This is a genomic window from Streptomyces sp. NPDC002870, assembly GCF_042888505.1.
Taxonomy (GTDB): Bacteria; Actinomycetota; Actinomycetes; order Streptomycetales; family Streptomycetaceae; genus Streptomyces.
Genome location: NZ_JBIAPW010000027.1, coordinates 96,789 through 119,109, shown reverse-complemented (window position 1 = coordinate 119,109; position 22,321 = coordinate 96,789). Strand labels below are relative to the sequence as shown.

Genomic DNA, 22,321 nt, shown 5'->3' with positions numbered 1-22,321 from the left:
AGCTTCCGCGGTCCCTGCGGCTTCCGTTCCTCGCGGATCTCGAAGTCCATCGCATCCCCTGAACTGGGGTGTTGCGACGACCACTAGAACCCAAGCGGTGTCTGGGCGGCCCTGGAGAACCTGCTGCCTATCGATGCTTTGTGGACCGCGTACGCGGACAAGGACGGCATGCATTTGCTCAGCGTGCAGGTGAGCGAAGAGGTTCAGGCAAGGGTGCAGGATGCTGCTGCGGTCGCCGGGCAGGATCCGGACGAGTACGTGAAGCAGTCGCTGCTGGATGCCATCGCCCGCGATCAGGCTGACACAGCTGCTCGCCTGGACGCAGTATTGGATCGCCTGGTGGCCGAGTTCGCCCCCGAACAGATCACGGCCGCCGCTGCACGAAGAATCGCTCCGCAAGCGGGAGTTGCCACGGCTCGCGGGTAGGCGCCGTTAGCGTCGACAGCCGCTGGCGCTGTGCTGCCCCCTGGACGGCGCTCGCCTGATGTCAGCCGTTGACGTTCCTGGACAGCTCATTCCTGACGCCCGGCTCCCCCGGGCGGTGCCCGACGCCTCGCCCATCACTCCGCCCCCGCGCCCTGCCCGGGCGGGACCGTCCCCGGGGTTGAACGTCAGCCCGGAGAAGCTCTGCCCCTGAACCACCGGGCCGTGCTGCACACCCCCGCTGATGCTGTTGGGCACGAAAACCGTCGACTCTCTCCGGTCCCGCAGCCAACTCTGAAAGCATCAACTGCAGTTCTTCCGCTGCCTCGGGATCATCCTGCAGGGCGCGCCGTAACCGGGTGCGCCACCACCCAGCCTCGATGTCTACTGCGGCCAGTACGTCGCCGGACTCACGAGTCGCAATCAACTCCTGTCGGGACAGGCCCAGTTCCTCCTCGGCCGAGCCGCCGTCACCGCTCCTGGAGAAGAACCGAGCGGCCCGGTCCCGCGCCTGCGTCGACACCCGGTGAGATGATCGCCGCTGGCCTCCAGTCGTCTGCGATGACTTCCGATCTCCGCGACGAGGCAGGGGACGGCTTCGCGGGCATCGAGGTAGGGCTGGTCCACCACCGCAAGCGTGGCTCGCTGACTGCGGGCGCGCTGCCCGGGCATCCGCGCAAGCTGGCCTTGAACCCCGGTTGCCCACAACGCACCTCCAACCAGAACCCTGCCCGCCGGACGGGCCAATCGCCCTCTGTTGAAAGCCACTTACGACAACAGGGTGAGCGAACCATCCGCCGCACGGCAACTTCCAGTCTGCCCACGCAAACCTCGCCGTCACCACGGCGGGCCAGGTCTGCAAGCTCTTCGGATGCGACTTGCTGGGGAAGCACCTCTTGCCCAGGGCCAAATCCTGCAAGGACCCCACGCAAGGCCATGCACTGGCTCTAGAGTGAGGTTGCTTGCAGGGCGCGGAAAAGCTTGCGCGCAACTGGCCTCGTAGAACAGCTTCTGATGTGGAGTCAGTCCATGAGTGAGATGCTCTTTCAGCGTCTCGACGCGGAGGAGCGCGCCGCTCGGGAGCTGGTCAGTCGGCTGCGCGCGGAGATCGCCGAGGCGGAGGAGCGGTTGGCAGCACTGGCGATCACGCGGCGTACTGCAGCCCAGCTCCTCGAAGGGGTACCCCCGGAGCACGCTACGGAGAGCGGGCCTCCCCCCAAGAACGGCAGCGGGGCTTCTCCGCGGCCCTCCATGGACGACGCTTCAGAAACCACCAGGCTGCATGAAGAGTCGAGCCTCGGCAAGCAGCAGCCTTCGATGTCCTCCAGCCCACTTACGGAGCTGAATCGGAAGATCGTCACACTGGTGGCCTCGGCAGATCGACCAATGAGCCCCAAGGACGTCGTCATCCCTCTGGTCGACAAGGGCGCACCTCGAACAGAAATAGAACGGATGCGTCACCGGCTTAACCGCCTGGTGACCAAGGGATACCTGCAGCAGGTTGGACCAGGCCTGTACGTCGGCACGGAGGTGAAGCAATAGGAAGCGCCGCTTAACAACACGTCCACTGTCGTGAAGGATCAGCACGGCGTGGACGAGGGTGAATTGGTGGTGCCGCCAAGGGATCAGTCTCGGCGGCACCGAGCATGTGAGTCCGGTTAGGGGCTTCTGCATGCCGTTTTTGAGGGTAGCCCACCGCTGGGCTACCTGTGGCGTGCTGAGCCCAATCCGTCCTGCCTGCGCGGATGCCGTGCAGCTTCGGAGGTTCAGCAATGCCGCGATCCCGGATCATTGGTACCCGGGTACAGACCAACACCGAGCCCGTCCTCCAGACGGCTCAGCGTCGCCACATCCGGCCAGCTACTGCCAGCGAGGAGATTCGCGACCGCCTGACGGTTGACGCCACTGAGAGTCGCAACGCGTCGCAGCCCCAGCCCTTGAAGGGTCATCTGCCTGGTCAGAGCTTGTGCGACGGCCTGCACCACCCTGGCCTGGGGGTGGTCAACGAACGTCGCCTCGGGCCAGTTCTCCGGGTCCCGAGCCAGCTCCCGCGGCGGCACACTGCGGCCTCGTCCTCCGGTCATGCGCATGCGCTCCTGACAGTCGAAGTGCACACTCACGAAACAAGTGGCCACTTGTGTAGCCACTTCTCGTGGTGTGTTCCTTTGGAGACGGATATGAGCGGCGCGATCCTCGGCTACCAGCCGTCGGAGGAACCATCGGAGTGGCCCTTGGTCGCCGATGGAGTTCGCATGGTGGCCGCCGCGACCTGCGATTCCGTCCCGTATCCGGTGCCGAAGCTGATGCTCGTGCTTTCCGGACTGGCCGTGTACGCCGAGCGCGTCGGCATTGCCCGCGACCCGCTGGCCTGGCTGGCGCCAGAGGTGATGACGCGTTACCTGCTCGCACGGACGAAACTCGAAGGCAGCTCCATCCAGACGTACCGGAGCATCCTGCTGCGTATCCGCGAGGCCCTGCTCTGGCTGGAGTACGGGCAGCAGCTCACACCCCGAATGAGCGCCAAGCGGCAGCGCGCCGCCCCCTACACGCCGCCGGAACTCGCCCGCTACCTGATGTGGGCCAGAGCGCTGCCCCCTACGTCCGCCCTCGGCGGCAGTGCCCTGGCCCTGCTGGCCCTCGGCGCCGGCTGCGGGCTGGCGCGCCGCGAGGTGCTGGCCGTCCGTGGCACGGACATCACCGTGCTGCCGTCCGAGGCGGTGGTCGTCGCAGTTCCGAGCAGCGACCGTCTGGTGGTCTGCCGGGCGATGTGGGAGGAGGACCTCGCCGCGCGGGCCCATGCCGCAGGCGACGGCTACCTGTTCCTGCCTCAACGCCAGGTCGCCGACCCGAAGAACGGCGTGTCCAACTGGGCGAAGCGGACCCTGAACGGCGCATCTGGGCTTCCCGACCTGAAGCTGGCCCGGCTGCGCAGCACCTGGGTCGTTGAGCTGCTGCGTCAGCGTGTACCGGAGGATGTCATCGCCGCTGCAGCGGGCATGAAGTCGACCGCCGCACTGGCCCCCTACCGGGCATCGGTACCCCCGCTCACAACCGCGGCCACCACCCGCATGCTGCGTGGCTCGGCATGAGAACTCCCGCCGACGACCCCCGCTACCAACCCGGCAACGGCCGTCCCCGCCGCCCCTACCCGCGCTCACACGAGCCGTCCGAGATGCCTGACAGCAAGGTTAAGAAGCTGCTGCGCACCCTCCAGCAGAGCGGCGTCGTGGACACGGTCGAGGCTCAGTTCGCAGGGCTGCCGGGCCCGCCCGGCTACCCCATCCGCTTGGTCCTGCTCGGTCTGGCCTGCGCAAGCTACGAATGAGCCAGCAATAACCTCGACGACGCATTCGAGATCATCACCTTCGGCACTAGGGAGCAACTGCGCGCTGAACTCTCCATCCCCACCTGCGACATCGAGGACCAGGACGCGGTCAACGCGCTGTACAACCGCTTCCACCGTGCTTGGACCCGCATGAACCGCCTGTTGGACGCCGCGCCGCACCAGCGTCGCAGTCGTCTCCCCAGAGCAGCCGGCCGCAAAGTCGCCGCTCAGTGGAACGGCGAGCGCGGACAGCAAGCCCTCCGCCACCTGGAAGAGCTCGCTAACCGGCTGGTCACTGCCCCGGTCCGCACCGCCTTTGCCAAAGGTCTGATGCGCCACTGGCGTGGTGACACGGCGATTGACACCACCTGCGTGCCAACTTGGGCCCGCCCCCACACCCGCAAGCGCTCCGCTCTGGAGGCGAGCGCCAACTGGCACTACAAGGGTGGCGGCGGCCGGGAGTTCGGCTACAGCGCTACGCTCGCCATCGCGGCCCACGCCGACCCGGACCGAGCCGGCCGTTACCCGCAGCTCATCCTCGGTATGGTGCTGCACACGCCCGAGAAAGACATGGGCCGTCATGCCCACTACGTCAGCGCTGTCCTGGCCCAGCTCACCGAGCTCCGCGGCTTCACGGCGGCCGACCGCGCGTACACGAAGCTCTTCCCCGAGAACTTCCACTGGCCGATGCGCGCCCTCGGCTACATGCCAGTGCTCGACTTCAGCAAGCCCCAGGTCGCCGATCAGGCAGAGCACCAACACCAGGGCGCCATCGCCAAAGTAGGCCGACTGTTCTGCCCCCTCACCCCACGCCGCCTGCTCGACCTCTACCAGCAGATCCGCAGCGCCAGGAACGAGCGTGAACGCATCCCCCTTCGAGAACAGCTGCAGGAGATCGAGGCATACACCCTCACCCGCAAGGACACCCTCGACGACCGCGGCACCGAGCGGTACGCCTGCCCCATCACCAAACTCAACTGCCCCTGGGCACAAGAGCGTGAGGGCCGCGGCACACCGAAGAAGAAGGGGCCCGTACCAGTCGTCATCAACCTCGACGCCCACAGGGAGCGCACTACACACCCCGCAGCCCGACCCACGGTCGAGCCCCCGGACCTCCCCCTCGACGAACGCCCCAAGTGCTGTAGCCAGTCCTCCGTCACCATGCAGGCACACGTCATGCCCCGTATGCGCCAGGAACTGCCCTGGCAGACACCTTCCTGGGCCCTGGCCTACCAAACGCTCCGCGCCCACATCGAGGGCGGCAACGGACGGCTGAAATCCGTCGACTCCGCCCTGCACGCACGCGAGAGGCGTCAACCCCGCGGACGCGTCGCCCAGACACTCCTGTCCGCCATCACCGTCATGGTCCACAACATCAAGGAACTCGAGCAATACCTGACCGCCAGCAAGAAGAGTCCCATCACCGGCCTCAACCCCGAGCCCACGGATGCCCTCCCGCCCTACCCGACGATGGAGGAGACAGCCATGCCCCGCCCCCAGGGTCTGAGCCGCAGCCCTTGAGCGCGCGCGCACCACGTAATTGAAAATCGACACGTCGCGAGACCGCAGGAGTCTGACTCCACGCCTGCGGTCCCCGCGGCATGTCCGCATCCCATCCCCCGGCCCGTTCCGACGCAGACCGCCACGCTTCCCGGCGGCCCGGCAAACTGACTTTCACACAAGTAGGAGCTCAAACGCCGAGATCCCGGCCAGACGATGACCGTCTGACCGGGATCTCGTGAACAGCTCGCGGGCTAACCCGCGAACGGCCCTTGGTGTGGACCTGTGGGGATTTGAACCCCAGACCCCCTCGATGCGAACGAGGTGCGCTACCAGACTGCGCCACAGGCCCCTGCAACGAGTGAAACTCTAGCATCCTGGTCGGGGTGCTTGGAAATCCGTTCCGGCGCTGGTCACGCAACGGCCACGGGGTCACTCGTTGGCGGCGCGGGGCCTGTCCTCGTCCGCGTACTGATCGAAGAGCGGGGTGCGTCCGCGCTCGCGCGCACGCCGGGGCGCGGGCGTGCGCCGGCTCGGCGCGGGGTCCGCCGTCGGGGCCGGCACGGAGGTCGGTTCCGCCGTCGAGGAGCGGGCCGCGCTCCAGGTCTCCGGGTCGTTCATGTCCACGCCGCTCGTGGCGCGCGGGGCCACGGGCGCGGTGACGTACGTCGGCAGCGGGACCGGGACCGGCTCCCAGCTGTCGCCGCTCGCCGGACCGCGTTCGCGCTGCTGGTCGACCCACTCCGCGTGGTCCGTCTGCTCGACCAGCGCACGGCGGCCCGCCTCCTGCGGGGAGAGCGCGCTGCCCGGTTCGGGCTCGGTGCGTGCCGCGGGCTCCTCGTCCGGCTCGGCGGTGGCCGCCGCGTCCGGGTGTCGGCGCGGATGGTTCTCGCGCAGCCGCTGCGCCGCCGCCTCGGCCCGGCGGCGGTCCATGGTGAACGCGAAGCGCCGGCGCTCCTTGGTGCGCAGATGGACGATGTACGCGCTGAGAAGTATGGCCGGAACGGCCGGGGCCCACAGGAAGCGGAGTCCGCCGACCGCGGCGACGACCGTACCGAGCGTGAACGCGAGGAAGAGCACCACGGTGGTACGTCTGCGGCGGGCCAGGACCTTGGTGCGCCGGGCGCGCTCGGCGGCGGAGCCGTTCGGCCGCGGACGTGGACGCGGCACCGGGCGTCGCGCCTGGGCCTGGGCCGGGACGGGCGCCGGGCGGCCCGGGATTTCCATCCGGGCTTCGGTACGGGCCGGGGGCGCGGCGAAGGCCCGGACGTCCACGGAACTCAAATGGTCCGTGGCGGCATCCGGGTCTGCCTCGGGCTCAGCCTGCTCGGCGGTGCGTTCCCGCAGCTCCTTGGCGTACCGGCGCTCCATCGCACCGCGTCCGGACAGCAGCCGGATGGCGGTGGAGAAGCGTTCCGTCGGACGGGCTTCATTGAGCTCGTCCTGCCTGCGGAGCCACATCGGCACCAAGTAGGCGGCCCAGGCCCCGACGATGACTGCGTAGATGAGGCCGCTGCTGCTCACGCATCACACCGTAGAGGGATTTGCGCAAGGGCATCCGCCAATTGGCCCGGTGTGTCGCACGATCTGGCTGATATCACGGACTTTTTTTGTGATTGTTCAGATCGGAACATGGTCGACAGCGATCATTTTCGAACGTTTATTTTATTTCCCGTGGCGTTCCGGGTCGTGCCTGGTGCCAGCGGCGGAGCAGTCCCTCCGGCACCTCCTCGGCCGTGAGGGCGAACACCAGATGGTCCCGCCACGCACCGTCGATGTGGAGGTAACGAGGGCGCAGTCCCTCTTCGCGGAATCCGAGTTTTTCCACGACCCGGCGGCTGGGGACGTTCTCGGGCCGAATGCAGACTTCGATGCGGTGCAGTCCGACCGAGCGGAAACAGTGGTCGACGGCGAGCGCGACGGCGGTCGGCATGACCCCGCGGCCCGCGATCTCCCGGTCGACCCAGTAGCCGACATGGCCCGAGCACATCGAGCCCCAGGTGATCCCGGCGACCGTCAACTGGCCCACCAGGCGGCCCTGGTACTCGATGACGAAGGGGAACATCCGGCCCGCGTTGGCCTCGGTGCGCAGATGGCGGACCATCTGCCGGTACGTGGGCCGGTGCGCGACGGGCCCGCCCGGGGCGGGCGGCGGAATGGTCGCCTCCCAGGGCCGCAGCCAGTCGCGGTTGCGCCGGTTCACCTCGCGCCAGTTCCGCTGGTCGCGCAGCTTTATCGGGCGGAGGACCACATCGCCGTCCGCCAGGATCACCGGCCAGGTGAGGGCGTTCAGCTCGGGCTCCCGGGGGTCCCCCCGGACGGGGTCTGGGGCATGGGTCCGGGATGGTCGCCGCCGCGGATCTGGTCGACGGCGTGGAGCAGCAGCTGCTCCAGTACGGCCAGTCCGTCGCGCACCCCGCCGGTGGAGCCCGGCAGGTTGACGATCAGGGTGCGTCCCGCGACTCCGGCGAGCCCCCGGGACAGCGCCGCGGTGGGCACCTTCTCGCGCCCGTACGCGCGGATCGCCTCGGGGATGCCGAGGATCTCGTGGTCGAGCACCCGCCGGGTGACCTCGGGGGTCTTGTCGGTGGGCGAGATGCCGGTGCCGCCAGTGGTGAGGATGACGTCGTACGCGGCGGCCACCCCGTCCCGCAGGGCCTGCTCGACCGGGTCGCCGTCCGGGACGACGCGCGGCCCGTCGACCGCGAAGCCGAGCGCGGCCAGCCCCCCGGCGAGGATCGGGCCGCCCTTGTCCTCGTAGACACCGGCGGCCGCTCGGTTGGAGGCGGTGACGACCAGGGCCCGCCGGGCCGCGTCGGGGCCGGGCAGCCGCCTGCCGTACGCCGGATCCGGCGCGTGCTCCGCCTGTCCGGGTGCCGAGGACTCGGCTGCCGACGGCTCCGGGCGAGGCCCGTGGCTGTGGCCGTACACCTCTCCGGCCCGTGGCGGCGGAGTCATGACCTGCTCCAGTCGCCGGACTTGCCGCCCGTCTTCTCCTCGACCCGGATGTCGGTGATCACCGCGCCCTTGTCGACGGCCTTGACCATGTCGACGACGGTGAGCGCGGCGACCGAGACGGCGGTCAGGGCCTCCATCTCGACGCCCGTGCGGTCAGTGGTCTTCACCGTGGCGGTGATCTCGACGGCGTCGTCCGCAACCGCCAGATCGAGGGTGACGCCGGAGACCGCGAGCGGGTGGCAGAGCGGGATCAGATCAGGGGTGCGCTTGGCGCCCATGATGCCCGCGATACGGGCCGTCGCCAGCGCGTCGCCCTTGGGCACGCCCTCACCCCGCAACAACTCCACGACCTGCGGTGACACCAGGACCCGGCCGCTGGCGCGGGCGGTGCGTGCGGTGACGTCCTTTCCGGAGACGTCGACCATACGGGCCGCCCCCGCGTCGTCGATGTGCGTCAGCCTGCCATGCGTACTCATTTTGCTGTGGCGCTCCCGGTCCTGGCCCCTCAGGGCCTGTGTGGGCAGACACGGTACCGCCACCGTATGCAGGTCAGCCGAGGAGGACCACTTCCACCTCCGCGCCGGGCTCGGCCGAGGTGTCGCGCTCCGGGACGACGATCAGGCAGTCGGCATGGGCGAGGGCCGCGATCAGATGGGAGCCCGAGCCGCCGACCGGGGAGACGGTGCCCGACTCGGGGTCGTGCGTACCGCGCAGGAACTGCCGCTTGCCCGCGGGCGACGGCACCGGCTTGTCGGCCTTGAGCACGGCGCGCACCTTCGGGCGGTGGATGTCCTTGAGCCCCATCAGGGCCCGGATCGCGGGACGTACGAACAGCTCGAACGAGACGTACGAGGAGACGGGATTGCCCGGCAGCGCCAGCAGCGGGGTGTGCTCCGGGCCGATCGAGCCGAAGCCCTGCGGCTTGCCGGGCTGCATGGCGAGCTTGCGGAAGTCGATCCCGCTGCCCGGCACGTCCGCGTCGCCCACCGAGGCGAGGGCCTCCTTGACGACGTCGTACGCGCCGACGCTGACGCCGCCCGTGGTGACCAGCAGATCGGCGCGGATCAGCTGGTCCTCGATGGTGGCGCGCAGCACCTCCGCGTCGTCGGTGACCGCGCCCACCCGGTAGGAGATGGCGCCCGCGTCGCGGGCGGCGGCACACAGCGCGAAGCTGTTCGAGTCGTAGATCTGGCCCTCGCCCAACTCCTCGCCGGGCTGGACCAGTTCGCTGCCGGTGGAGAGCACGACGACGCGCGGACGGGGGCGGACGCGCACGGAGCCGCGGCCGATCGCGGCGAGCAGGCCGATCTGCGGCGGGCCAAGGACGGTGCCCGCCTCCAGCGCCAGGTCACCCGCCTGGACGTCGCTGCCGCGGGCGCGCACATGGGCGCGCGCCTCGGCCGGCCGGTGGACGCGGACCTCGCCGCTCGCGCCCTCAGGGGACTCTCCGGCCGGTCGCATCGTGGTGGCGGCTCCGCCGCCCGTGCCGCCGTCGGTCCACTCGACCGGGACGACCGCCTCCGCGCCGGGCGGCAGCGGGGCGCCGGTCATGATGCGGGCGGCCTGGCCGGGTCCGACGGTGGGCAGCCCACCGCCGCCGGCCGCTACATCGCCGATCACCGTGAGGACGGCGGGGAACTTTTCACTCGCGCCCGCGACATCCGTGGTGCGGACCGCGTACCCGTCCATGGAGCTGTTGTCGAAGGGCGGCAGCGCGACCGGCGCGGTGACGTCCTCGACCAGGACACATCCCAGCGCGTCCGGCAGCTGCAGCTCGATCGGGTCCAGCGGGCGGATCGCTCCGAGGATGTCCTCAAGGTGGTCGTCCACCGACCAGATCGTGCTGCTCACGGTGTTACATCTCCTCGGTCACATAACTGCGAAGCCAGGTCCGGAACTCCGGGCCCAGGTCTTCACGTTCGCACGCGAGTCTGACAATCGCCCGCAGGTAGTCCCCACGGTCGCCGGTGTCGTAACGGCGACCCTTGAAGACCACGCCGTGCACCGGTCCGCCCACCTTCTCGTCCGCGGCGAGTTTCTCGAGTGCGTCGGTGAGCTGGATCTCGTTGCCTCGGCCCGGCTCTGTCTCACGAAGTATGCCGAAGACGGCAGGGTCCAGGACATAACGGCCGATGATGGCGAGGTTGCTCGGGGCCTCGGACGGGTCGGGCTTCTCGACCAGGTTCGTCACCTTGACGACGTCGGACTCGCCGGTAGCCTCGACTGCCGCGCAGCCGTACATACCTATCGACGCGGGGTCGACCTCCATCAGCGCGATGACACTGCCGCCCTCCCGCTCCTGGATCTCGACCATCCTGGCGAGCAGCGGATCGCGCGGGTCGATCAGGTCGTCGCCGAGGAGGACCGCGAAGGGCTGGTCGCCGACGTGCGGGGCGGCGCAGAGCACGGCGTGGCCGAGGCCGCGCGGGTCGCCCTGGCGGACGTAGTGCATGGTGGCGAGGTCGCTCGACTCCTGGACCTTCGCGAGGCGGCGGGCGTCGCCCTTGCGGGTGAGCGCCTCTTCCAGCTCGTAGTTCCGGTCGAAGTGGTCCTCGAGCGGCCGCTTGTTGCGGCCCGTGACCATGAGTACGTCGGAGAGGCCGGCCGCGACCGCCTCCTCGACGACGTACTGGATCGCGGGCTTGTCGACGACAGGCAGCATCTCTTTGGGAGTGGCTTTCGTGGCAGGCAGGAACCGGGTTCCGAGGCCTGCGGCGGGGATGACAGCCTTGCTGATCCTGGGGTGCGACTGAGTCATGCGCAGCACCATAGCCGTCGAGTATGGGCTGAAGATGAGCCTCCGGTTAACTTCCGTCTCATAAAGACGTGTACGAGAGGTTTGTGAACGGGTAATGAGCGGTGACTTGTCCGGAAAGAGTGCGGTTCGGCGTGAACTCCTGGACGCCCGGGACGTCCTGTCCCCCCAGGACGTCCAGCGGGCCGCGGAGGCTCTCGCCCGACTGGCCCTTGACCTCCCGGAATTGGCCGAAGCAAGCACGGTAGCCGCATACGTCTCCGTCGGGCGCGAGCCCGGCACCCGCGCGCTGCTCGACGCGCTGCGCGCGCGGGGCGTACGCGTCCTGCTGCCGGTCCTGCAGGCGGACAACGATCTGGACTGGGGAGTGTACGAGGGCGCGGAACATCTGGTGCGCGCGGGGCGCGGACTGCTGGAGCCGGACGGCGCGCGGCTCGGCGCGGACGCCGTGCTGGATGCGGATGCCGTGCTCCTTCCCGGGCTCGCGGTGGACGCCCGCGGTATGCGGCTCGGCCGCGGCGGCGGCTCGTACGACAGGGTCCTCGCCCGCCTCTCGGCGGCCGGCGCCGACCCGGCGCTGGTGGTGCTGCTGTACGCGGACGAGGTGGTCGCGCGGGTCCCGGAGGAACCGCACGACCACCCCGTGCACGCGGTGGTGACACCCGAGGCCGTCAGGCGCTTCACCGGCTCGACGGACGCTACGGACGCTACGGAGTGAGCTTGAGCGTGTCGGTGGTCTTCTGCGACACGGCCTGCGCGCTGTAGGCCCAGTCGAGAAGTTCGCCGTTCGCCCACTTGTCCGTCTGGTCGGTGTAGTGCGCGTTGTACGCGTGCCCCGACGCACCGGTCAGGTTGATCCAGCGGGACTTGTCCCAGTCGCCGACGTTGACGACCATCCGCATCGAAGGCACCCAGATGACTCCGTAGCCGCCCGCCGCGTTCCAGCCGGTCGCGTTGACCGCGGCTTCGCCGCCGCCCAGATTCCACGGGCCGCGGTTGAGCACGAACTGCAGGAAGCCGGGACCCTCGGTGCCGAGCGTCTGGTTCTTCAGCGTCAGCTGGTGCAGCCGGCCCCAGGTCCAGCCGGAGGCGTCCTTGCCGAGCTCGGCCGTCAGCTCCCAGCGGGCGTCCTCCATGGCCCGGGCGAGCAGCTGGTCACGCGTCGTGGTGGCCGAGTCGGTACGGCTGGCCGGGGACTTCCACCACTCGTTGTTCTCGTCCTCGAGGATCTTGCGCACGACCTCGTACCAGCGGTCGCCGCCGTCCGGCTGCGCCGACTCAGTGTCGCGCTGGCCGCACTCGCGCACCCGCTCGGTCAGCTCGTCGTCCGGGGCCGAGCTGTCGGCCGGGCGGACATTGAGGCACTCGCCCTCGATGCGCAGCTCCTTGGGCAGCTTGTTGCCGAAGGCGAGCTTGAGGACATTGCGCCAGACCCCATTGAAGTACGCGGCCGCGCCGGAGTCCGGCTCCTGGGTGTAGTCCCAGCCCTCCAGCAACTTCTGCGCCTCGCGGACGTAGCTGTCCGAGACGTCGATCTTCAGCAGATACGGCGTGAGCAGCTTGGCGATCTCGCTGCTGTTGTCCATCTGCATGGTGCGCATGTCTTCGGTCGAGATCTTGCCGCCGCCCTGGATCTTCGACTCGATGAGGTCGTTGATCCGCTGGCTGCGGGCCCCGTAGCCGTAGTCCTTGGTGATCAGGTACGGGTACTTCTTCGCGTCGACGACCGCCTGGTTGGCGGTGACGATGTAGCCGCGCCGGGGGTTGTACTCGTAGGGCAGCTCGTCGAAGGGGATGAAGCCCTTCCACTTGTACTTCGGGTCCCAGCCGGGAGCGGGCGTGGTGCCGTCACCTTCGGCGCGGACCGGGATCTTGCCGGGCGCCTGGTAGCCGATGTTGTTCTTGGAGTCGGCGTAGACGAGGTTCTGCGAGGGAACCTCGAAGTTCTCGGCGGCCGCGCGGAAGGTCTTGAAGTCCTTGGCGCGGTTGAGCTCGAAGACCGCGTCCATGGACTTGCCGGGCACCAGGGCGGTCCACTGCAGAGCCACGGCGTAGCCGGCGCCGCGGTCCGGTGCGGCGTTGGAGACCGGGGCCTTCTGGCCGACCTTCTCCAGTTCGTTGCTGCGGTCGGAGACCAGTGGTCCGTGGCCGGTGGAGCGGACCGTGATCGTCTTGGAGCCGCCGCCCGCGATCTTGATGACCTCCCGGCGGGTGGTCAGCTTCTTCTCCTCGCCGCCCACCTGGTAGCTGTCACCGGCGAGCTTCTCGAGGTAGAGGTCGGTGACGTCCGCGCCGAGGTTGGTGAAGCCCCAGGCGATGTCCTGGTTGTGACCGATTATCACGCCGGGCGTCCCGGAGAAGGTGTAGCCGGCGGTGTCGTACTGGCAGGAGGCCGAGACCGTACGGCAGTGCAGCCCCATCTGGTACCAGAGGGAGGGCAGCGACGGCGCCAGATGCGGGTCGTTTGCCAGCATCGGCTTGCCGGTCGTCGTGTAGTTGCCGGAGACGACCCAGGAGTTGGAGCCGATGCCGCTGCCGCTGGGGCCGAGCAGCGCCGGGATCGTGTCCAGGGTCTTCGAGAGCGCCGCGAGCTGGGAGTTCAGGCCCTGGGTGGCGCCTGCCGGGCTGTCGCTTGCGCTGCTGCCGCCGGACGGGTCGGACGGCTCGGCCTCCGGGTCGAACTTCCCGGTGGCGGCGTCGACTCCGCCCTTGTCGACGATCGGTTTGTTCCGGTCGTACGGATACGACGGGTACAGGTCCTTGATCTGCTGCTCGGTGAGCCTGCTGGTCAGCAGAGAGCGGTCTATCTCCTCCTGCATGTTGCCGCGCAGGTCCCAGGCCATCGCCTTGAGCCAGGCCACCGAGTCGACCGGCGTCCACTGCTCGGGCTTGTAGTCGTTCACGAAGGACAGGGCGGCGTACTCGACGGAGAGGTCCTTGCCGTCGCGGTCCTTGAGGTAGGCGTTGACGCCGTCCGCGTACGCCTGGAGGTTCTTCTTCGTCTCCGGGGTGAGCTTGGTGTCGTACTCCTTCTGCGCCACCTGGCGCCAGCCGAGGGTGCGCAGGAAAGCGTCCGTCTCGACCTGTTCGGAGCCGAACATCTCGGAGAGTCGGCCGGCCGTCATATGGCGGCGTACGTCCATCTCCCAGAAGCGGTCCTGCGCCTGGACGAAGCCCTGGGCGCGGAACAGGTCTTCGTCGCTGTCGGCATAGATCTGCGGGATGCCGTAATTGTCGCGCTTGACCTCGACCTGGCCACGCAGACCGTCGAGCTTGAGTGTCCCGGTCGTCTGCGGGAAGGAGGCGCGCACTGTGCTGATGCTCCAGTACGTGCCGTATCCGACACCCGCGACAAGCGCCAGCACCAGGACGATCACGAGCAGGCGGGCGCGTCGCCCCTTCTTCTTCTTGGGGGAAGAGGCGGTTGTGTTGGCGGGCATCGCTGTCCTTCGAGGGGCAGGGTGGTCCTGGAGTGCTCAACTGAGTGCTGGAGCAACTGTAGGCGCAGCACTCCCCCCGTCCGGACGCGGTATCCGTAAGGCAGCAACCCGGCCCCCACCAGGCCCCGCGGCCCGCACAGATGATCGACCGCATCAAAGAAACGTTAAAGATTAGGTAAGGTAACGATGTGTCGCCTGCCGGAGGGACCATCCGGCATGTAGGCGCGAAGGGAAGGATCGGCCACTGACTGTCCACCAGCTCAATGAACTCCTGCTCATCTGCTCCCTCGTTCTGCTCATCGCCGTCGCGGCGGTGCGCATCTCGTCCCGCAGTGGGCTCCCCAGCCTGCTGCTGTATCTCGGGATCGGGATCGCCATCGGGCAGGACGGCATCTTCGACGTCAGGTTCGACGACGCCAGGCTTACCCAAGTGATCGGCTATGCCGCACTCGTGGTGATCCTGGCCGAGGGTGGACTGAGCACGAAGTGGAAGGAGATCAAACCCGTGCTGCCCGCGGCGGTCGCGCTGTCGACCGTCGGCATCGCGGTGAGCGTGGGCATCACGGCGGCAGGGGCGCACTATCTGGTCGGGCTGGAGTGGCGGCAGGCGCTCATCATCGGCGCGGTGGTGTCCTCGACGGACGCCGCCGCGGTCTTCTCCGTACTGCGCAAGGTGCCGCTGCCGTCACGGGTGACCGGTGTGCTGGAGGCCGAGTCGGGCTTCAACGACGCCCCCGTGGTGATCCTGGTGATCGCCTTCTCGACGGCGGGGCCGGTCGACGACTGGTACGTGCTGATCGGCAAGATCGCGCTGGAGCTGGCGATCGGCGCGGCCATTGGCCTGGCGACGGGCTGGCTGGGCGCCTTCGGACTGCGGCATGTGGCACTGCCCGCGTCCGGTCTGTATCCGATCGCGGTGATGGCGATCGCGGTGGTCGCGTACGCCGCCGGCGCCATGGCGCACGGCAGTGGCTTCCTCGCGGTCTACCTCGCCTCGATGCTGCTGGGGAACTCCAGACTGCCGCACGCGCCGGCGAACCGCGGATTCGCCGAGGGGCTCGGCTGGATCGCGCAGATCGGCATGTTCGTCCTGCTCGGCCTGCTGGTGACCCCGAGCGAGCTGGTCGACGACTTCTGGCCCGCAGTGGTCGTGGGCCTGGTGCTGACCATGGTGGCGCGGCCGCTGGAGGTCTTCGTCAGCCTGCTGCCCTTCAGGATTCCGTGGCCGGAGCAGGTGCTGATGTCATGGGCGGGGCTCCGCGGCGCCGTGCCCATCATTCTCGCCACGATCCCGATGGTCTACGGCATCGAGGGCAGCCGCCGAGTCTTCAACATCGTCTTCGTCCTGGTCGTCGTCTACACCCTGGTGCAGGGGCCGACGCTGCCCTGGCTGGCGAGGGCACTGCACCTGCGCTCGACCGACGCGGCCGATCTGGGCATCGAGTCGGCGCCGCTGGAGCGGCTGCGCGGACATCTGCTCTCGGTGACGATCCCCGAGGAGTCGAAGATGCACGGCGTGGAGGTGGCGGAGCTGCGACTGCCCGCGGGTTCCGCGGTGACCCTGGTCGTACGGGAGGGGAAGAGCTTCGTACCGCTGCCGTCGACCGTGCTGCGGCGGGGCGACGAGCTGCTTGTGGTGGCGACGGATCCGGTGCGGGATGCGGCGGAGCGGCGGCTGCGGGCCGTCGGACAGGGCGGAAAGCTGGCCGACTGGCTGGGGACAGGCGGAAACGGCAGAGGAAGATCCGACTAATCCCAGGCGTACCTCTGGAGATGTGGCCCATTTCCCAGGCGCAACTGCGAAATCCACCTGTACCATGAAGGCACACTGATCGACCAACTCTGCCTGACGCAGAGCTGGCGCGACCGTATGGCGGCCGCGGTGTCCCTCGTAGTGGGCCCCGGTATCTACCGCAGTTCCGCGCAAGAGGACAGCTCTCGGCGGCTCCCGTGCGTCTCGTACCACGAGTACGACGCGTACCAGGGGAGCGCTACCAGGCGGCAGAAAGGCACGGACCGTGGCATCCACGGTCGAGTCCCGTCCTGGGTACGGGCAGCTCCTGCGCACCCCAGGCGCCTGGACATTCCTGCTCCCGGGCTTTCTGGCACGCCAGCCCTTCGCGATGCTGACCATCGGCATCGTCCTGCTGGTCCAGCACACCACCGGTTCGTACGGCACCGCCGGCGCCGTCGCCGCTTTCACCGGTGTCTCCATGGCGCTGTTCGCACCGCAGAGCGGCAAGCTCGCGGACCGGTTCGGGCAGCGGGCCGTCGTGCTGCCGGGCGTGCTCGTGCACACCGCTTCCGTAACCGCCCTGACGGCGCTCGCGCTGGCGGACGCGCCCTTGTGGGCGCTGTTCGTCGCAGCCGTGCCTACGGGTGCGTCCGTACCGCAGGTCGGCCCGATGGTCCGGGCCCGCTGGGCCGCCATGCTCGGTGGGGGCACCTCCCAGGCCGAAGGCTCCGGGGGAGGCTCGCCACTGATGTCGACGGCGGCAGCCTTCGAGTCCGTGACGGACGAGTTCACCTTCGTCGTCGGACCGGTGCTCGCGACCGCGCTGTGCACGGGCGTCCACCCGGCGGCGGGACTGATCGCAGAGGCGGCACTGACGCTGGCCGGCGGCCTCTTCTTCGCGGCCCAGAGCCGTACGCAGCCGGCGGTCCGACCTGCGGCGACAGCCGCCGAGCCGCACACCTCCGCCCTGTCCATACCTGGCGTACGGGTGCTGGCCGTGGCCTTCCTCGGCATCGGCTCGGTCTTTGGCGGAATGCAGGTCGCACTGACCGCCTTCTCCGAGGAGATCGGCAACCCCGGGGTCAACGGTCTGCTGTACGGAGTTTTCGCGGCCGGCAACATGCTGGCGGGCATCGCGTGCGGCGCCATCGCCTGGAAGACCGGGCCGCGGCGGCGCATGGTGCTCGGCTACGCCGGGCTGACACTGGCGGCCTCCGCGCTGTGGGCGGTGCACTCCGTGGCGCTGCTGGCCGGGCTCGGGCTGCTGGTCGGCCTGTGCATCGCGCCCGCCCTGATCAGCGGCTACACACTGGTCGAGTCCCTGGTTCCTCCTTTGGCCCGTACCGAGGCCTTCACCTGGCTGACGGGCGCGGTCGCGCTCGGCCAGGCGGCGGCCGTGACGGTGGCCGGGCGGCTGGCCGACGAACACGGCGCGAGCGCCGGATTCCTGGTCCCCCTGGTGGGCACCGTGCTGGCCCTGGTCACCCTGGTGGCGCTGCGCTCGCGGCTCTCGACGAGGGCTTCCGGGCGGATCGCGGCGCGTGGGATGGGTCACCGAGTGCCGGTGACAGTGGACTGATCCAGCGGAATACGTCACTATGGACCGTCGTTAGCACTCATTGAGTGAGAGTGCCAGGAGGAAGACAACGTGCCGACCTACCAGTATCAGTGCACCGAATGCGGCGAGGGCCTCGAGGCGGTGCAGAAGTTCACCGATGACGCCCTGACCGTGTGCCCCAGCTGCGACGGACGCCTGAAGAAGGTGTTCTCGGCGGTCGGCATCGTGTTCAAGGGGTCCGGCTTCTACCGGAACGACAGCCGTGGGTCGTCGTCGAGCAGCTCGCCGGCGCCGACGTCGGGCGCGAAGGCTTCCGACTCGAAGTCGTCCGACTCGAAGCCTGCGGCTTCTGGGGCTTCCTCGTCGTCGTCTTCGTCGTCTTCTCCGTCCTCGAGCTCTTCGAGTTCGTCCACGAGTTCCAGCGGCAGCTCCGCCGCCTGAGGTCTGCTTCCGGGGACCCCGCCGTTGTGTACGGCGGGGTCCCTTGGCGTTTTCGCGTCCGGATACTGTGACAGGCATGGCGACCAACGCGAGTAACGCGAACGCAGAGATCGGTGTGATCGGCGGCTCGGGCTTCTACTCCTTCCTGGAGGATGTCACCGAGATTCAGGTGGACACCCCGTACGGCAGTCCCAGCGACTCGCTGTTCCTCGGCGAGATCGCCGGACGGCGGGTCGCCTTCCTGCCCCGGCACGGACGCGGCCACCATCTGCCGCCGCACCGCATCAACTACCGCGCCAATCTGTGGGCGCTGAGGTCAGTGGGCGTACGGCAGGTGCTGGGCCCGTGCGCGGTGGGCGGCCTGCGGCCGGAGTACGGGCCGGGGACGCTGGTCGTACCGGATCAGTTCGTGGACCGTACGCAGTCGCGGGTGCAGACGTTCTACGACGGGCTGCCGCTGCCGGACGGGTCCATTCCGAACGTCGTGCATGTGTCACCGGCCGATCCGTACTGCCCAGACGGGCGCAAGACGGCACTGGCGGCGGCGCGCGGGCGGAACTGGGACCCGGTGGACGGCGGGACGATGGTGGTGGTCGAGGGGCCGCGCTTCTCGACCCGGGCGGAGTCGCGGTGGTACGCGGCGATGGGCTGGTCGGTGGTCGGCATGACCGGGCACCCGGAGGCGGTGCTCGCCCGTGAACTGGCGCTCTGCTACACGTCGATGGCGCTGGTGACGGACCTGGACGCGGGTGCCGTGTCGGGCGAGGGCGTCTCCCACGAGGAGGTGATGGAGGTCTTCGCCGCCAATGTGGACCGGCTGCGGACGGTGCTGTTCGACGCGGTGGCGGGGCTGCCGGTGGACGGGGACCGGGACTGTCTGTGCACGCGAGCGCTGGGCGGCCTCGATCCGGGGTTTCAGCTGCCGTAATCGCTCGCCCGGGTGAGGGAGTTGTCCACAAGGCGGGGGTCGTCCACAGGCGTCTGCGGGATGCGGACGGAGGGTGGATCGTGAGGAGCGGTCGGACCAAGCGGTCGGACCGGGTGATCGGTCCAGGCGGTCGGTCCAAGTCCACTCCTCACGACAGGCGGTGAGTGTCATGTCGCTTCTCCCTCCTTCTGTTCCTCCTTCTCTTCCTCCCTCTGTTCCACCCTCCTCTGTTCCTTCCTCCTCTGTTCCCTCCTCGCTCCCTCCCTCGCCCGCGCCCGAGCCTCTCGGTGTGCCTCCGTTCGCTCCGCTGCGGGTGCGCGGCGGGGCGCATCGGCTGCGGCGGGCGATGCGCCGGCGACGGCGTGCGATGGCGGCCGGTCTCGCCATGACGGCGGCGGCGCTTGCCGCTTCGGGCGCCCGCGGTGCGGACGGTTCCGGGGCGGAGGCGCTCGCCGCGGCACCACAGCGCGAGCGCCGGCCCGCCGCGGAGATGGTGTCGGCTCCGGTGCGTATCGCTGATGCCGCGACGGTCCGGCTGCTGCGCCCCGGTGACCGCGTGGATGTGATCGCCGCCGCCAACTCCCCTGCGGGGCAAGGGCCCGAGGCGCGAGTGGTGGCATCGGGAGCCCGGGTGACCGAAGTTCCGGGCCTGCGCGAGCCGTCCGCCGAGGGCTCTTCTCCGGACGGCGGTGCGCTGGTGGTGCTCTCCGTGCCGCGGGCGACGGCCACGGCGCTGGCGGGCGCGGGGGCGACATCCCGGCTGGCGGTGACGGTGTGCTGACTGCTCGTGCTCGTGCCTGCATCCGTACTCGTACTGACGCACCATCAAGTCACTTCATCGCATGTGCGGACTGGACAGCGCGGTCACGCGCTGACGTAGGTTGCGGAGCGTTTGGCTCCGTGTCCTGCACATGCGAAGAGAGGCTCAGTGGTGAGCGAGAAGAAGGTCAGCGTCCTGGAGGGCTTCAAGGTCTTCCTGATGCGCGGCAATGTGATCGACCTGGCCGTCGCCGTGGTCATCGGCGCGGCGTTCACCCAGATCGTGAACTCCGTGGTGAAGGGCGTGATCAACCCGGTGGTCGGCGCGTTCGGGACGAAGGAGCTCGACTCCTACAGCTCCTGCCTGAAGGGCAGCTGCAAGACGGTGAACGGCGAGGTGGACGGCATCCAGATCCTGTGGGGCTCGGTGCTCAGCGCCACCCTCACGTTCGTGATCACCGCGGCCGTCGTCTACTTCCTGATGGTGCTGCCCATGTCCAAGTACCTGGCCAGGAGGGCCCAGCGGGACGCCGCCAAGGAAGGCGCGAAGGAAGTGGTCGAGCTGACCGAGCTCGAGGTCCTGAAGGAGATCCGCGACGCGATCGTGGCGCAGCGCGGCTCGGGCCACGATCAGTAGCGAAGCCGGCTAAGGCTCAGATGTGGTGGGGCGGCTTCTCGTCGAGGAAGCGCGCGAGGTCGGCGGCGCTGTCGCCGCCCGAAGGAGCCCGCTCGCCCCACCCGCGGTCCGTATCGTCCGAGGATTGCTGGTCCAGCGGATCGTCGAAGATCAGCTTCGGCTTGGGGGACTGCTGCCGTGGCTGCTTCGCGTCACGCGGTCCGGGGGCGGGGGCGGTACTCATACCTTCAGGGTACGGCGACGGGGACGGGCACGGGTCGGGCGGCCTGGGCGGTAGTCGGGACGCGGCGGCAGCTCTGGGTCCGGTGACGACGGCCCGGGCGTGGCCGCCGGTGCAGCGCCCGGGACGATGAGATCGTTCGGCCCATCGTGACGGGCGTCGGCGCCTCTCCGCGGTGCCGCGGCCATGCGGCGACGTGGTCGGCATGGGGCCGGTGCGGGTTAGCCGGGTCTCCGGGTACACCTGGCGGCCAGGGACGGCCGGGGACGCCCGGTCGCCTGGGACGCCCGGTGACCGGGGACCGCCGGGGCGGGGCTCGTTACCGCGACGACGGTCGCGGTTGGGGTGTGACGCTCGCCACCCGTCAGGCGATCACCGCGTGACGGCCACCGCCTGCCGCAACTGGCGTGATACGCATGGGCGTTATGGACAGGAATGATGCTCCGGCAGTCGGTCAGGCCGGCGGACCGGCGGACGGTGGGCTCACGGACGTCGCCGGCCTGCGGGTCGGCCACGCGCGCGTGGCCGGCGAGCGCGCCCTCAGCGGCACCACCGTCGTGCTCGCCCCCACGGGCGGAGCGATCGCCGCCGTCGATGTACGCGGCGGCGGACCCGGCACCCGGGAGACGGATGCCCTCGACCCCCGCAACCTGGTCCAGCGCGTCGAGGCGGTCGTGCTGACCGGCGGCAGCGCGTACGGCCTGGACGCCGCCGCCGGCGTGATGGCCTGGCTGGAGGAGCAGGGCCGCGGCGTGCGCGTCGGCCCCGACCCCTCGCACGTGGTGCCGGTCGTCCCGGCCGCCTGCGTCTTCGACCTGGGGCGCGGCGGCGACTGGCGGGCCAGGCCGGACGCCGCGACGGGACGCGCCGCGGTGGAGGCGGCAGCCCGTACGGACGAGGGCGCGCCGGTCGAGGAGGGCGGCGTCGGCGCGGGCACGGGCGCGGCCGTCGGACAGTTCAAGGGCGGGATCGGGACCGCGAGCACGGTTCTGGACTCCGGGGTCACCGTCGCCGCGCTCGTCGTGGCCAACGCCGCGGGCTCGGCTGTCGATCCGCGGACGGGCGCGCTGTACGGGCAGTACTTCGCGGGTCGCGTGGCCTACCCCTCCCCCGACGTCCACGCCGCCGCCCAGCTCCGCCTCACCGAGGCGCGCGAGAAGAGCGGGCCGCCCCCGCTCAACACCACCCTCGCCGTCGTCGCCACCGACGCCGACCTCACCCGCGCCCAGGCGCAGAAGCTCGCGGGTACGGCGCACGACGGCATCGCGCGCGCCGTACGCCCCGTCCATCTCCTCAACGACGGGGACACCGTCTTCACCCTCGCCACGGGCGCCGTCCCCCTCGACGCCGCCAACCCGCTCGCGCTCAACGAGGTGCTCGCGGCGGGCGCGGACGTGGTGACGCGGGCGATCGTACGGGCGGTCCTGACGGCGGACGGCGTCGAGGGGCCGGGCGGGGTGTTTCCTGCATACCGGGATCTGTACGACGTCAACTGACCTACGGAGCAGGCCAGTTGGCTCCGGCGCGCGGAGCCGTCCGCGGATGCGCTGTACGCGAGCGGACGCGCGGGAACTTCCGTCGCACCCCCTTCGTTTTCCCGAACCCCGGACGCGTTGTCAGACCCAGGGGCTACGTTTAGCAA

At 69.5% G+C, this 22,321-nt stretch carries 22 protein-coding genes and 1 tRNA gene; 13 read left to right on the top strand and 10 right to left on the bottom strand.

The genetic code is table 11. The annotated features are described in order from the left end of the window. Nucleotides 1-168 precede the first annotated feature (168 nt). Both ACFYWY_RS27845 and ACFYWY_RS27840 read left to right on the top strand, forming a co-directional pair. Nucleotides 169-426 (top strand): hypothetical protein, encoded by a 258-nt coding sequence (locus tag ACFYWY_RS27845; protein WP_389190768.1) that lies wholly within the window; start codon nucleotides 169-171, stop codon nucleotides 424-426. Nucleotides 427-1,452: 1,026 nt separating this feature from the next. Next, nucleotides 1,453-1,965 carry a hypothetical protein gene (locus ACFYWY_RS27840; RefSeq protein ID WP_389190767.1) on the top strand — a complete coding sequence of 171 codons (513 nt, stop codon included), beginning with the start codon at nucleotides 1,453-1,455 and terminating at the stop codon, nucleotides 1,963-1,965. A 224-nt stretch (nucleotides 1,966-2,189) separates the two neighbouring features. Here ACFYWY_RS27840 and ACFYWY_RS27835 read toward each other — a convergent pair whose 3' ends face one another. After that, the gene (locus tag ACFYWY_RS27835; RefSeq protein WP_389190766.1) at nucleotides 2,190-2,507 is read right to left on the bottom strand and encodes a helix-turn-helix domain-containing protein; all 318 of its coding nucleotides are present in this window, start codon (nucleotides 2,505-2,507) and stop codon (nucleotides 2,190-2,192) included. A 93-nt stretch (nucleotides 2,508-2,600) separates the two neighbouring features. Here ACFYWY_RS27835 and ACFYWY_RS27830 point away from each other — a divergent pair, with 93 nt between their 5' ends. The 3 genes from ACFYWY_RS27830 (at nucleotide 2,601) to ACFYWY_RS27820 (ending at nucleotide 5,269) form a co-directional block, all read left to right on the top strand. Continuing rightward, nucleotides 2,601-3,512, top strand: a complete 912-nt coding sequence (locus tag ACFYWY_RS27830; protein WP_389190765.1) for a hypothetical protein — start codon at nucleotides 2,601-2,603, stop codon at nucleotides 3,510-3,512. A gap of 83 nt (nucleotides 3,513-3,595) precedes the next feature. Beyond that, nucleotides 3,596-3,748 carry a hypothetical protein gene (locus tag ACFYWY_RS27825; RefSeq protein WP_389190764.1) on the top strand — a complete coding sequence of 51 codons (153 nt, stop codon included), beginning with the start codon at nucleotides 3,596-3,598 and terminating at the stop codon, nucleotides 3,746-3,748. Nucleotides 3,749-3,898: 150 nt separating this feature from the next. Then, nucleotides 3,899-5,269 (top strand): hypothetical protein, encoded by a 1,371-nt coding sequence (locus ACFYWY_RS27820; protein WP_389190763.1) that lies wholly within the window; start codon nucleotides 3,899-3,901, stop codon nucleotides 5,267-5,269. Between the two features lie 257 nt (nucleotides 5,270-5,526). Here the strand turns inward: ACFYWY_RS27820 and ACFYWY_RS27815 are convergent. The 7 genes from ACFYWY_RS27815 to galU form a co-directional block, all read right to left on the bottom strand. After that, nucleotides 5,527-5,600, bottom strand: a tRNA-Ala gene (locus ACFYWY_RS27815). An 80-nt stretch (nucleotides 5,601-5,680) separates the two neighbouring features. Then, nucleotides 5,681-6,772 (bottom strand): gephyrin-like molybdotransferase receptor GlpR, encoded by a 1,092-nt coding sequence (gene glpR / locus ACFYWY_RS27810; protein WP_389190762.1) that lies wholly within the window; start codon nucleotides 6,770-6,772, stop codon nucleotides 5,681-5,683. A 136-nt stretch (nucleotides 6,773-6,908) separates the two neighbouring features. Next, nucleotides 6,909-7,520 (bottom strand): GNAT family N-acetyltransferase, encoded by a 612-nt coding sequence (locus tag ACFYWY_RS27805; RefSeq protein WP_389190761.1) that lies wholly within the window; start codon nucleotides 7,518-7,520, stop codon nucleotides 6,909-6,911. A gap of 17 nt (nucleotides 7,521-7,537) precedes the next feature. Then, nucleotides 7,538-8,206 carry a molybdenum cofactor biosynthesis protein B gene (locus tag ACFYWY_RS27800; RefSeq protein ID WP_389190760.1) on the bottom strand — a complete coding sequence of 223 codons (669 nt, stop codon included), beginning with the start codon at nucleotides 8,204-8,206 and terminating at the stop codon, nucleotides 7,538-7,540. After that, nucleotides 8,203-8,715, bottom strand: coding sequence for a cyclic pyranopterin monophosphate synthase MoaC (gene moaC / locus ACFYWY_RS27795; RefSeq protein ID WP_389190772.1), 513 nt, complete (start codon nucleotides 8,713-8,715; stop codon nucleotides 8,203-8,205). Before moaC ends, ACFYWY_RS27800 begins: the two co-directional genes overlap by 4 nt. A 40-nt stretch (nucleotides 8,716-8,755) precedes the next feature. After that, the gene (gene glp / locus ACFYWY_RS27790; RefSeq protein WP_389190759.1) at nucleotides 8,756-10,057 is read right to left on the bottom strand and encodes a gephyrin-like molybdotransferase Glp; all 1,302 of its coding nucleotides are present in this window, start codon (nucleotides 10,055-10,057) and stop codon (nucleotides 8,756-8,758) included. A gap of 4 nt (nucleotides 10,058-10,061) precedes the next feature. Continuing rightward, nucleotides 10,062-10,964 carry a UTP--glucose-1-phosphate uridylyltransferase GalU gene (gene galU / locus ACFYWY_RS27785; RefSeq protein WP_389190758.1) on the bottom strand — a complete coding sequence of 301 codons (903 nt, stop codon included), beginning with the start codon at nucleotides 10,962-10,964 and terminating at the stop codon, nucleotides 10,062-10,064. A 94-nt stretch (nucleotides 10,965-11,058) separates the two neighbouring features. Between galU and ACFYWY_RS27780 the strand changes: the two genes are divergently transcribed. Continuing rightward, nucleotides 11,059-11,679, top strand: a complete 621-nt coding sequence (locus ACFYWY_RS27780; protein ID WP_389190757.1) for a 5-formyltetrahydrofolate cyclo-ligase — start codon at nucleotides 11,059-11,061, stop codon at nucleotides 11,677-11,679. On the opposite strand, the gene ACFYWY_RS27775 is transcribed toward ACFYWY_RS27780, so the two are convergent. Then, a complete protein-coding gene (locus ACFYWY_RS27775; RefSeq protein ID WP_389190756.1) occupies nucleotides 11,669-14,401 on the bottom strand; it encodes a penicillin acylase family protein in 2,733 nt (910 codons plus the stop codon). The genes ACFYWY_RS27780 and ACFYWY_RS27775 overlap by 11 nt on opposite strands. 244 nt (nucleotides 14,402-14,645) lie before the next feature. Here ACFYWY_RS27775 and ACFYWY_RS27770 point away from each other — a divergent pair, with 244 nt between their 5' ends. The 6 genes from ACFYWY_RS27770 to ACFYWY_RS27745 all read left to right on the top strand — a co-directional run bounded on the left by ACFYWY_RS27770 (nucleotide 14,646) and on the right by ACFYWY_RS27745 (nucleotide 20,459). Beyond that, nucleotides 14,646-16,154, top strand: coding sequence for a potassium/proton antiporter (locus tag ACFYWY_RS27770; RefSeq protein WP_389190771.1), 1,509 nt, complete (start codon nucleotides 14,646-14,648; stop codon nucleotides 16,152-16,154). A 265-nt stretch (nucleotides 16,155-16,419) separates the two neighbouring features. Next, complete coding sequence (locus ACFYWY_RS27765; protein ID WP_389190755.1) at nucleotides 16,420-17,715, top strand: MFS transporter; 1,296 nt, start codon at nucleotides 16,420-16,422, stop codon at nucleotides 17,713-17,715. Between the two features lie 69 nt (nucleotides 17,716-17,784). Further along, on the top strand, nucleotides 17,785-18,135 hold the full coding sequence (locus tag ACFYWY_RS27760; protein ID WP_389190754.1) for an FmdB family zinc ribbon protein: 351 nt from the start codon (nucleotides 17,785-17,787) through the stop codon (nucleotides 18,133-18,135). Between the two features lie 76 nt (nucleotides 18,136-18,211). Then, nucleotides 18,212-19,063 carry an S-methyl-5'-thioadenosine phosphorylase gene (locus ACFYWY_RS27755; protein WP_389190753.1) on the top strand — a complete coding sequence of 284 codons (852 nt, stop codon included), beginning with the start codon at nucleotides 18,212-18,214 and terminating at the stop codon, nucleotides 19,061-19,063. A 169-nt stretch (nucleotides 19,064-19,232) separates the two neighbouring features. Then, nucleotides 19,233-19,844: an RcpC/CpaB family pilus assembly protein gene (locus ACFYWY_RS27750; RefSeq protein ID WP_389190752.1), complete on the top strand. Its 612-nt coding sequence runs from the start codon at nucleotides 19,233-19,235 to the stop codon at nucleotides 19,842-19,844. Nucleotides 19,845-19,994: 150 nt separating this feature from the next. Beyond that, nucleotides 19,995-20,459 (top strand): MscL family protein, encoded by a 465-nt coding sequence (locus tag ACFYWY_RS27745; RefSeq protein WP_389190751.1) that lies wholly within the window; start codon nucleotides 19,995-19,997, stop codon nucleotides 20,457-20,459. A 16-nt stretch (nucleotides 20,460-20,475) separates the two neighbouring features. Here ACFYWY_RS27745 and ACFYWY_RS27740 read toward each other — a convergent pair whose 3' ends face one another. Beyond that, nucleotides 20,476-20,682: a hypothetical protein gene (locus ACFYWY_RS27740; protein ID WP_389190750.1), complete on the bottom strand. Its 207-nt coding sequence runs from the start codon at nucleotides 20,680-20,682 to the stop codon at nucleotides 20,476-20,478. A gap of 422 nt (nucleotides 20,683-21,104) precedes the next feature. Between ACFYWY_RS27740 and ACFYWY_RS27735 the strand changes: the two genes are divergently transcribed. Next, nucleotides 21,105-22,175, top strand: coding sequence for a P1 family peptidase (locus ACFYWY_RS27735; protein WP_389190749.1), 1,071 nt, complete (start codon nucleotides 21,105-21,107; stop codon nucleotides 22,173-22,175). Nucleotides 22,176-22,321 lie beyond the last annotated feature (146 nt).

Excerpts from the sequence above, each read along its gene's own strand:
- ACFYWY_RS27840 (WP_389190767.1), top strand. The coding sequence starts at position 1,453 with ATGAGTGAGATGCTCTTTCAGCGTCTCGACGCGGAGGAGCGCGCCGCT.
- ACFYWY_RS27735 (WP_389190749.1), top strand. The coding sequence starts at position 21,105 with ATGGACAGGAATGATGCTCCGGCAGTCGGTCAGGCCGGCGGACCGGCG.
- ACFYWY_RS27750 (WP_389190752.1), top strand. The coding sequence starts at position 19,233 with ATGTCGCTTCTCCCTCCTTCTGTTCCTCCTTCTCTTCCTCCCTCTGTT.
- galU (WP_389190758.1), bottom strand. The coding sequence starts at position 10,964 with ATGACTCAGTCGCACCCCAGGATCAGCAAGGCTGTCATCCCCGCCGCA.
- ACFYWY_RS27835 (WP_389190766.1), bottom strand. The coding sequence starts at position 2,507 with ATGACCGGAGGACGAGGCCGCAGTGTGCCGCCGCGGGAGCTGGCTCGG.
- ACFYWY_RS27800 (WP_389190760.1), bottom strand. The coding sequence starts at position 8,206 with ATGACTCCGCCGCCACGGGCCGGAGAGGTGTACGGCCACAGCCACGGG.
- ACFYWY_RS27780 (WP_389190757.1), top strand. The coding sequence starts at position 11,059 with ATGAGCGGTGACTTGTCCGGAAAGAGTGCGGTTCGGCGTGAACTCCTG.
- ACFYWY_RS27755 (WP_389190753.1), top strand. The coding sequence starts at position 18,212 with ATGGCGACCAACGCGAGTAACGCGAACGCAGAGATCGGTGTGATCGGC.
- ACFYWY_RS27740 (WP_389190750.1), bottom strand. The coding sequence starts at position 20,682 with ATGAGTACCGCCCCCGCCCCCGGACCGCGTGACGCGAAGCAGCCACGG.
- ACFYWY_RS27820 (WP_389190763.1), top strand. The coding sequence starts at position 3,899 with ATGAACCGCCTGTTGGACGCCGCGCCGCACCAGCGTCGCAGTCGTCTC.
- ACFYWY_RS27830 (WP_389190765.1), top strand. The coding sequence starts at position 2,601 with ATGAGCGGCGCGATCCTCGGCTACCAGCCGTCGGAGGAACCATCGGAG.
- ACFYWY_RS27845 (WP_389190768.1), top strand. The coding sequence starts at position 169 with ATGCATTTGCTCAGCGTGCAGGTGAGCGAAGAGGTTCAGGCAAGGGTG.
- ACFYWY_RS27775 (WP_389190756.1), bottom strand. The coding sequence starts at position 14,401 with ATGCCCGCCAACACAACCGCCTCTTCCCCCAAGAAGAAGAAGGGGCGA.
- ACFYWY_RS27825 (WP_389190764.1), top strand. The coding sequence starts at position 3,596 with ATGCCTGACAGCAAGGTTAAGAAGCTGCTGCGCACCCTCCAGCAGAGC.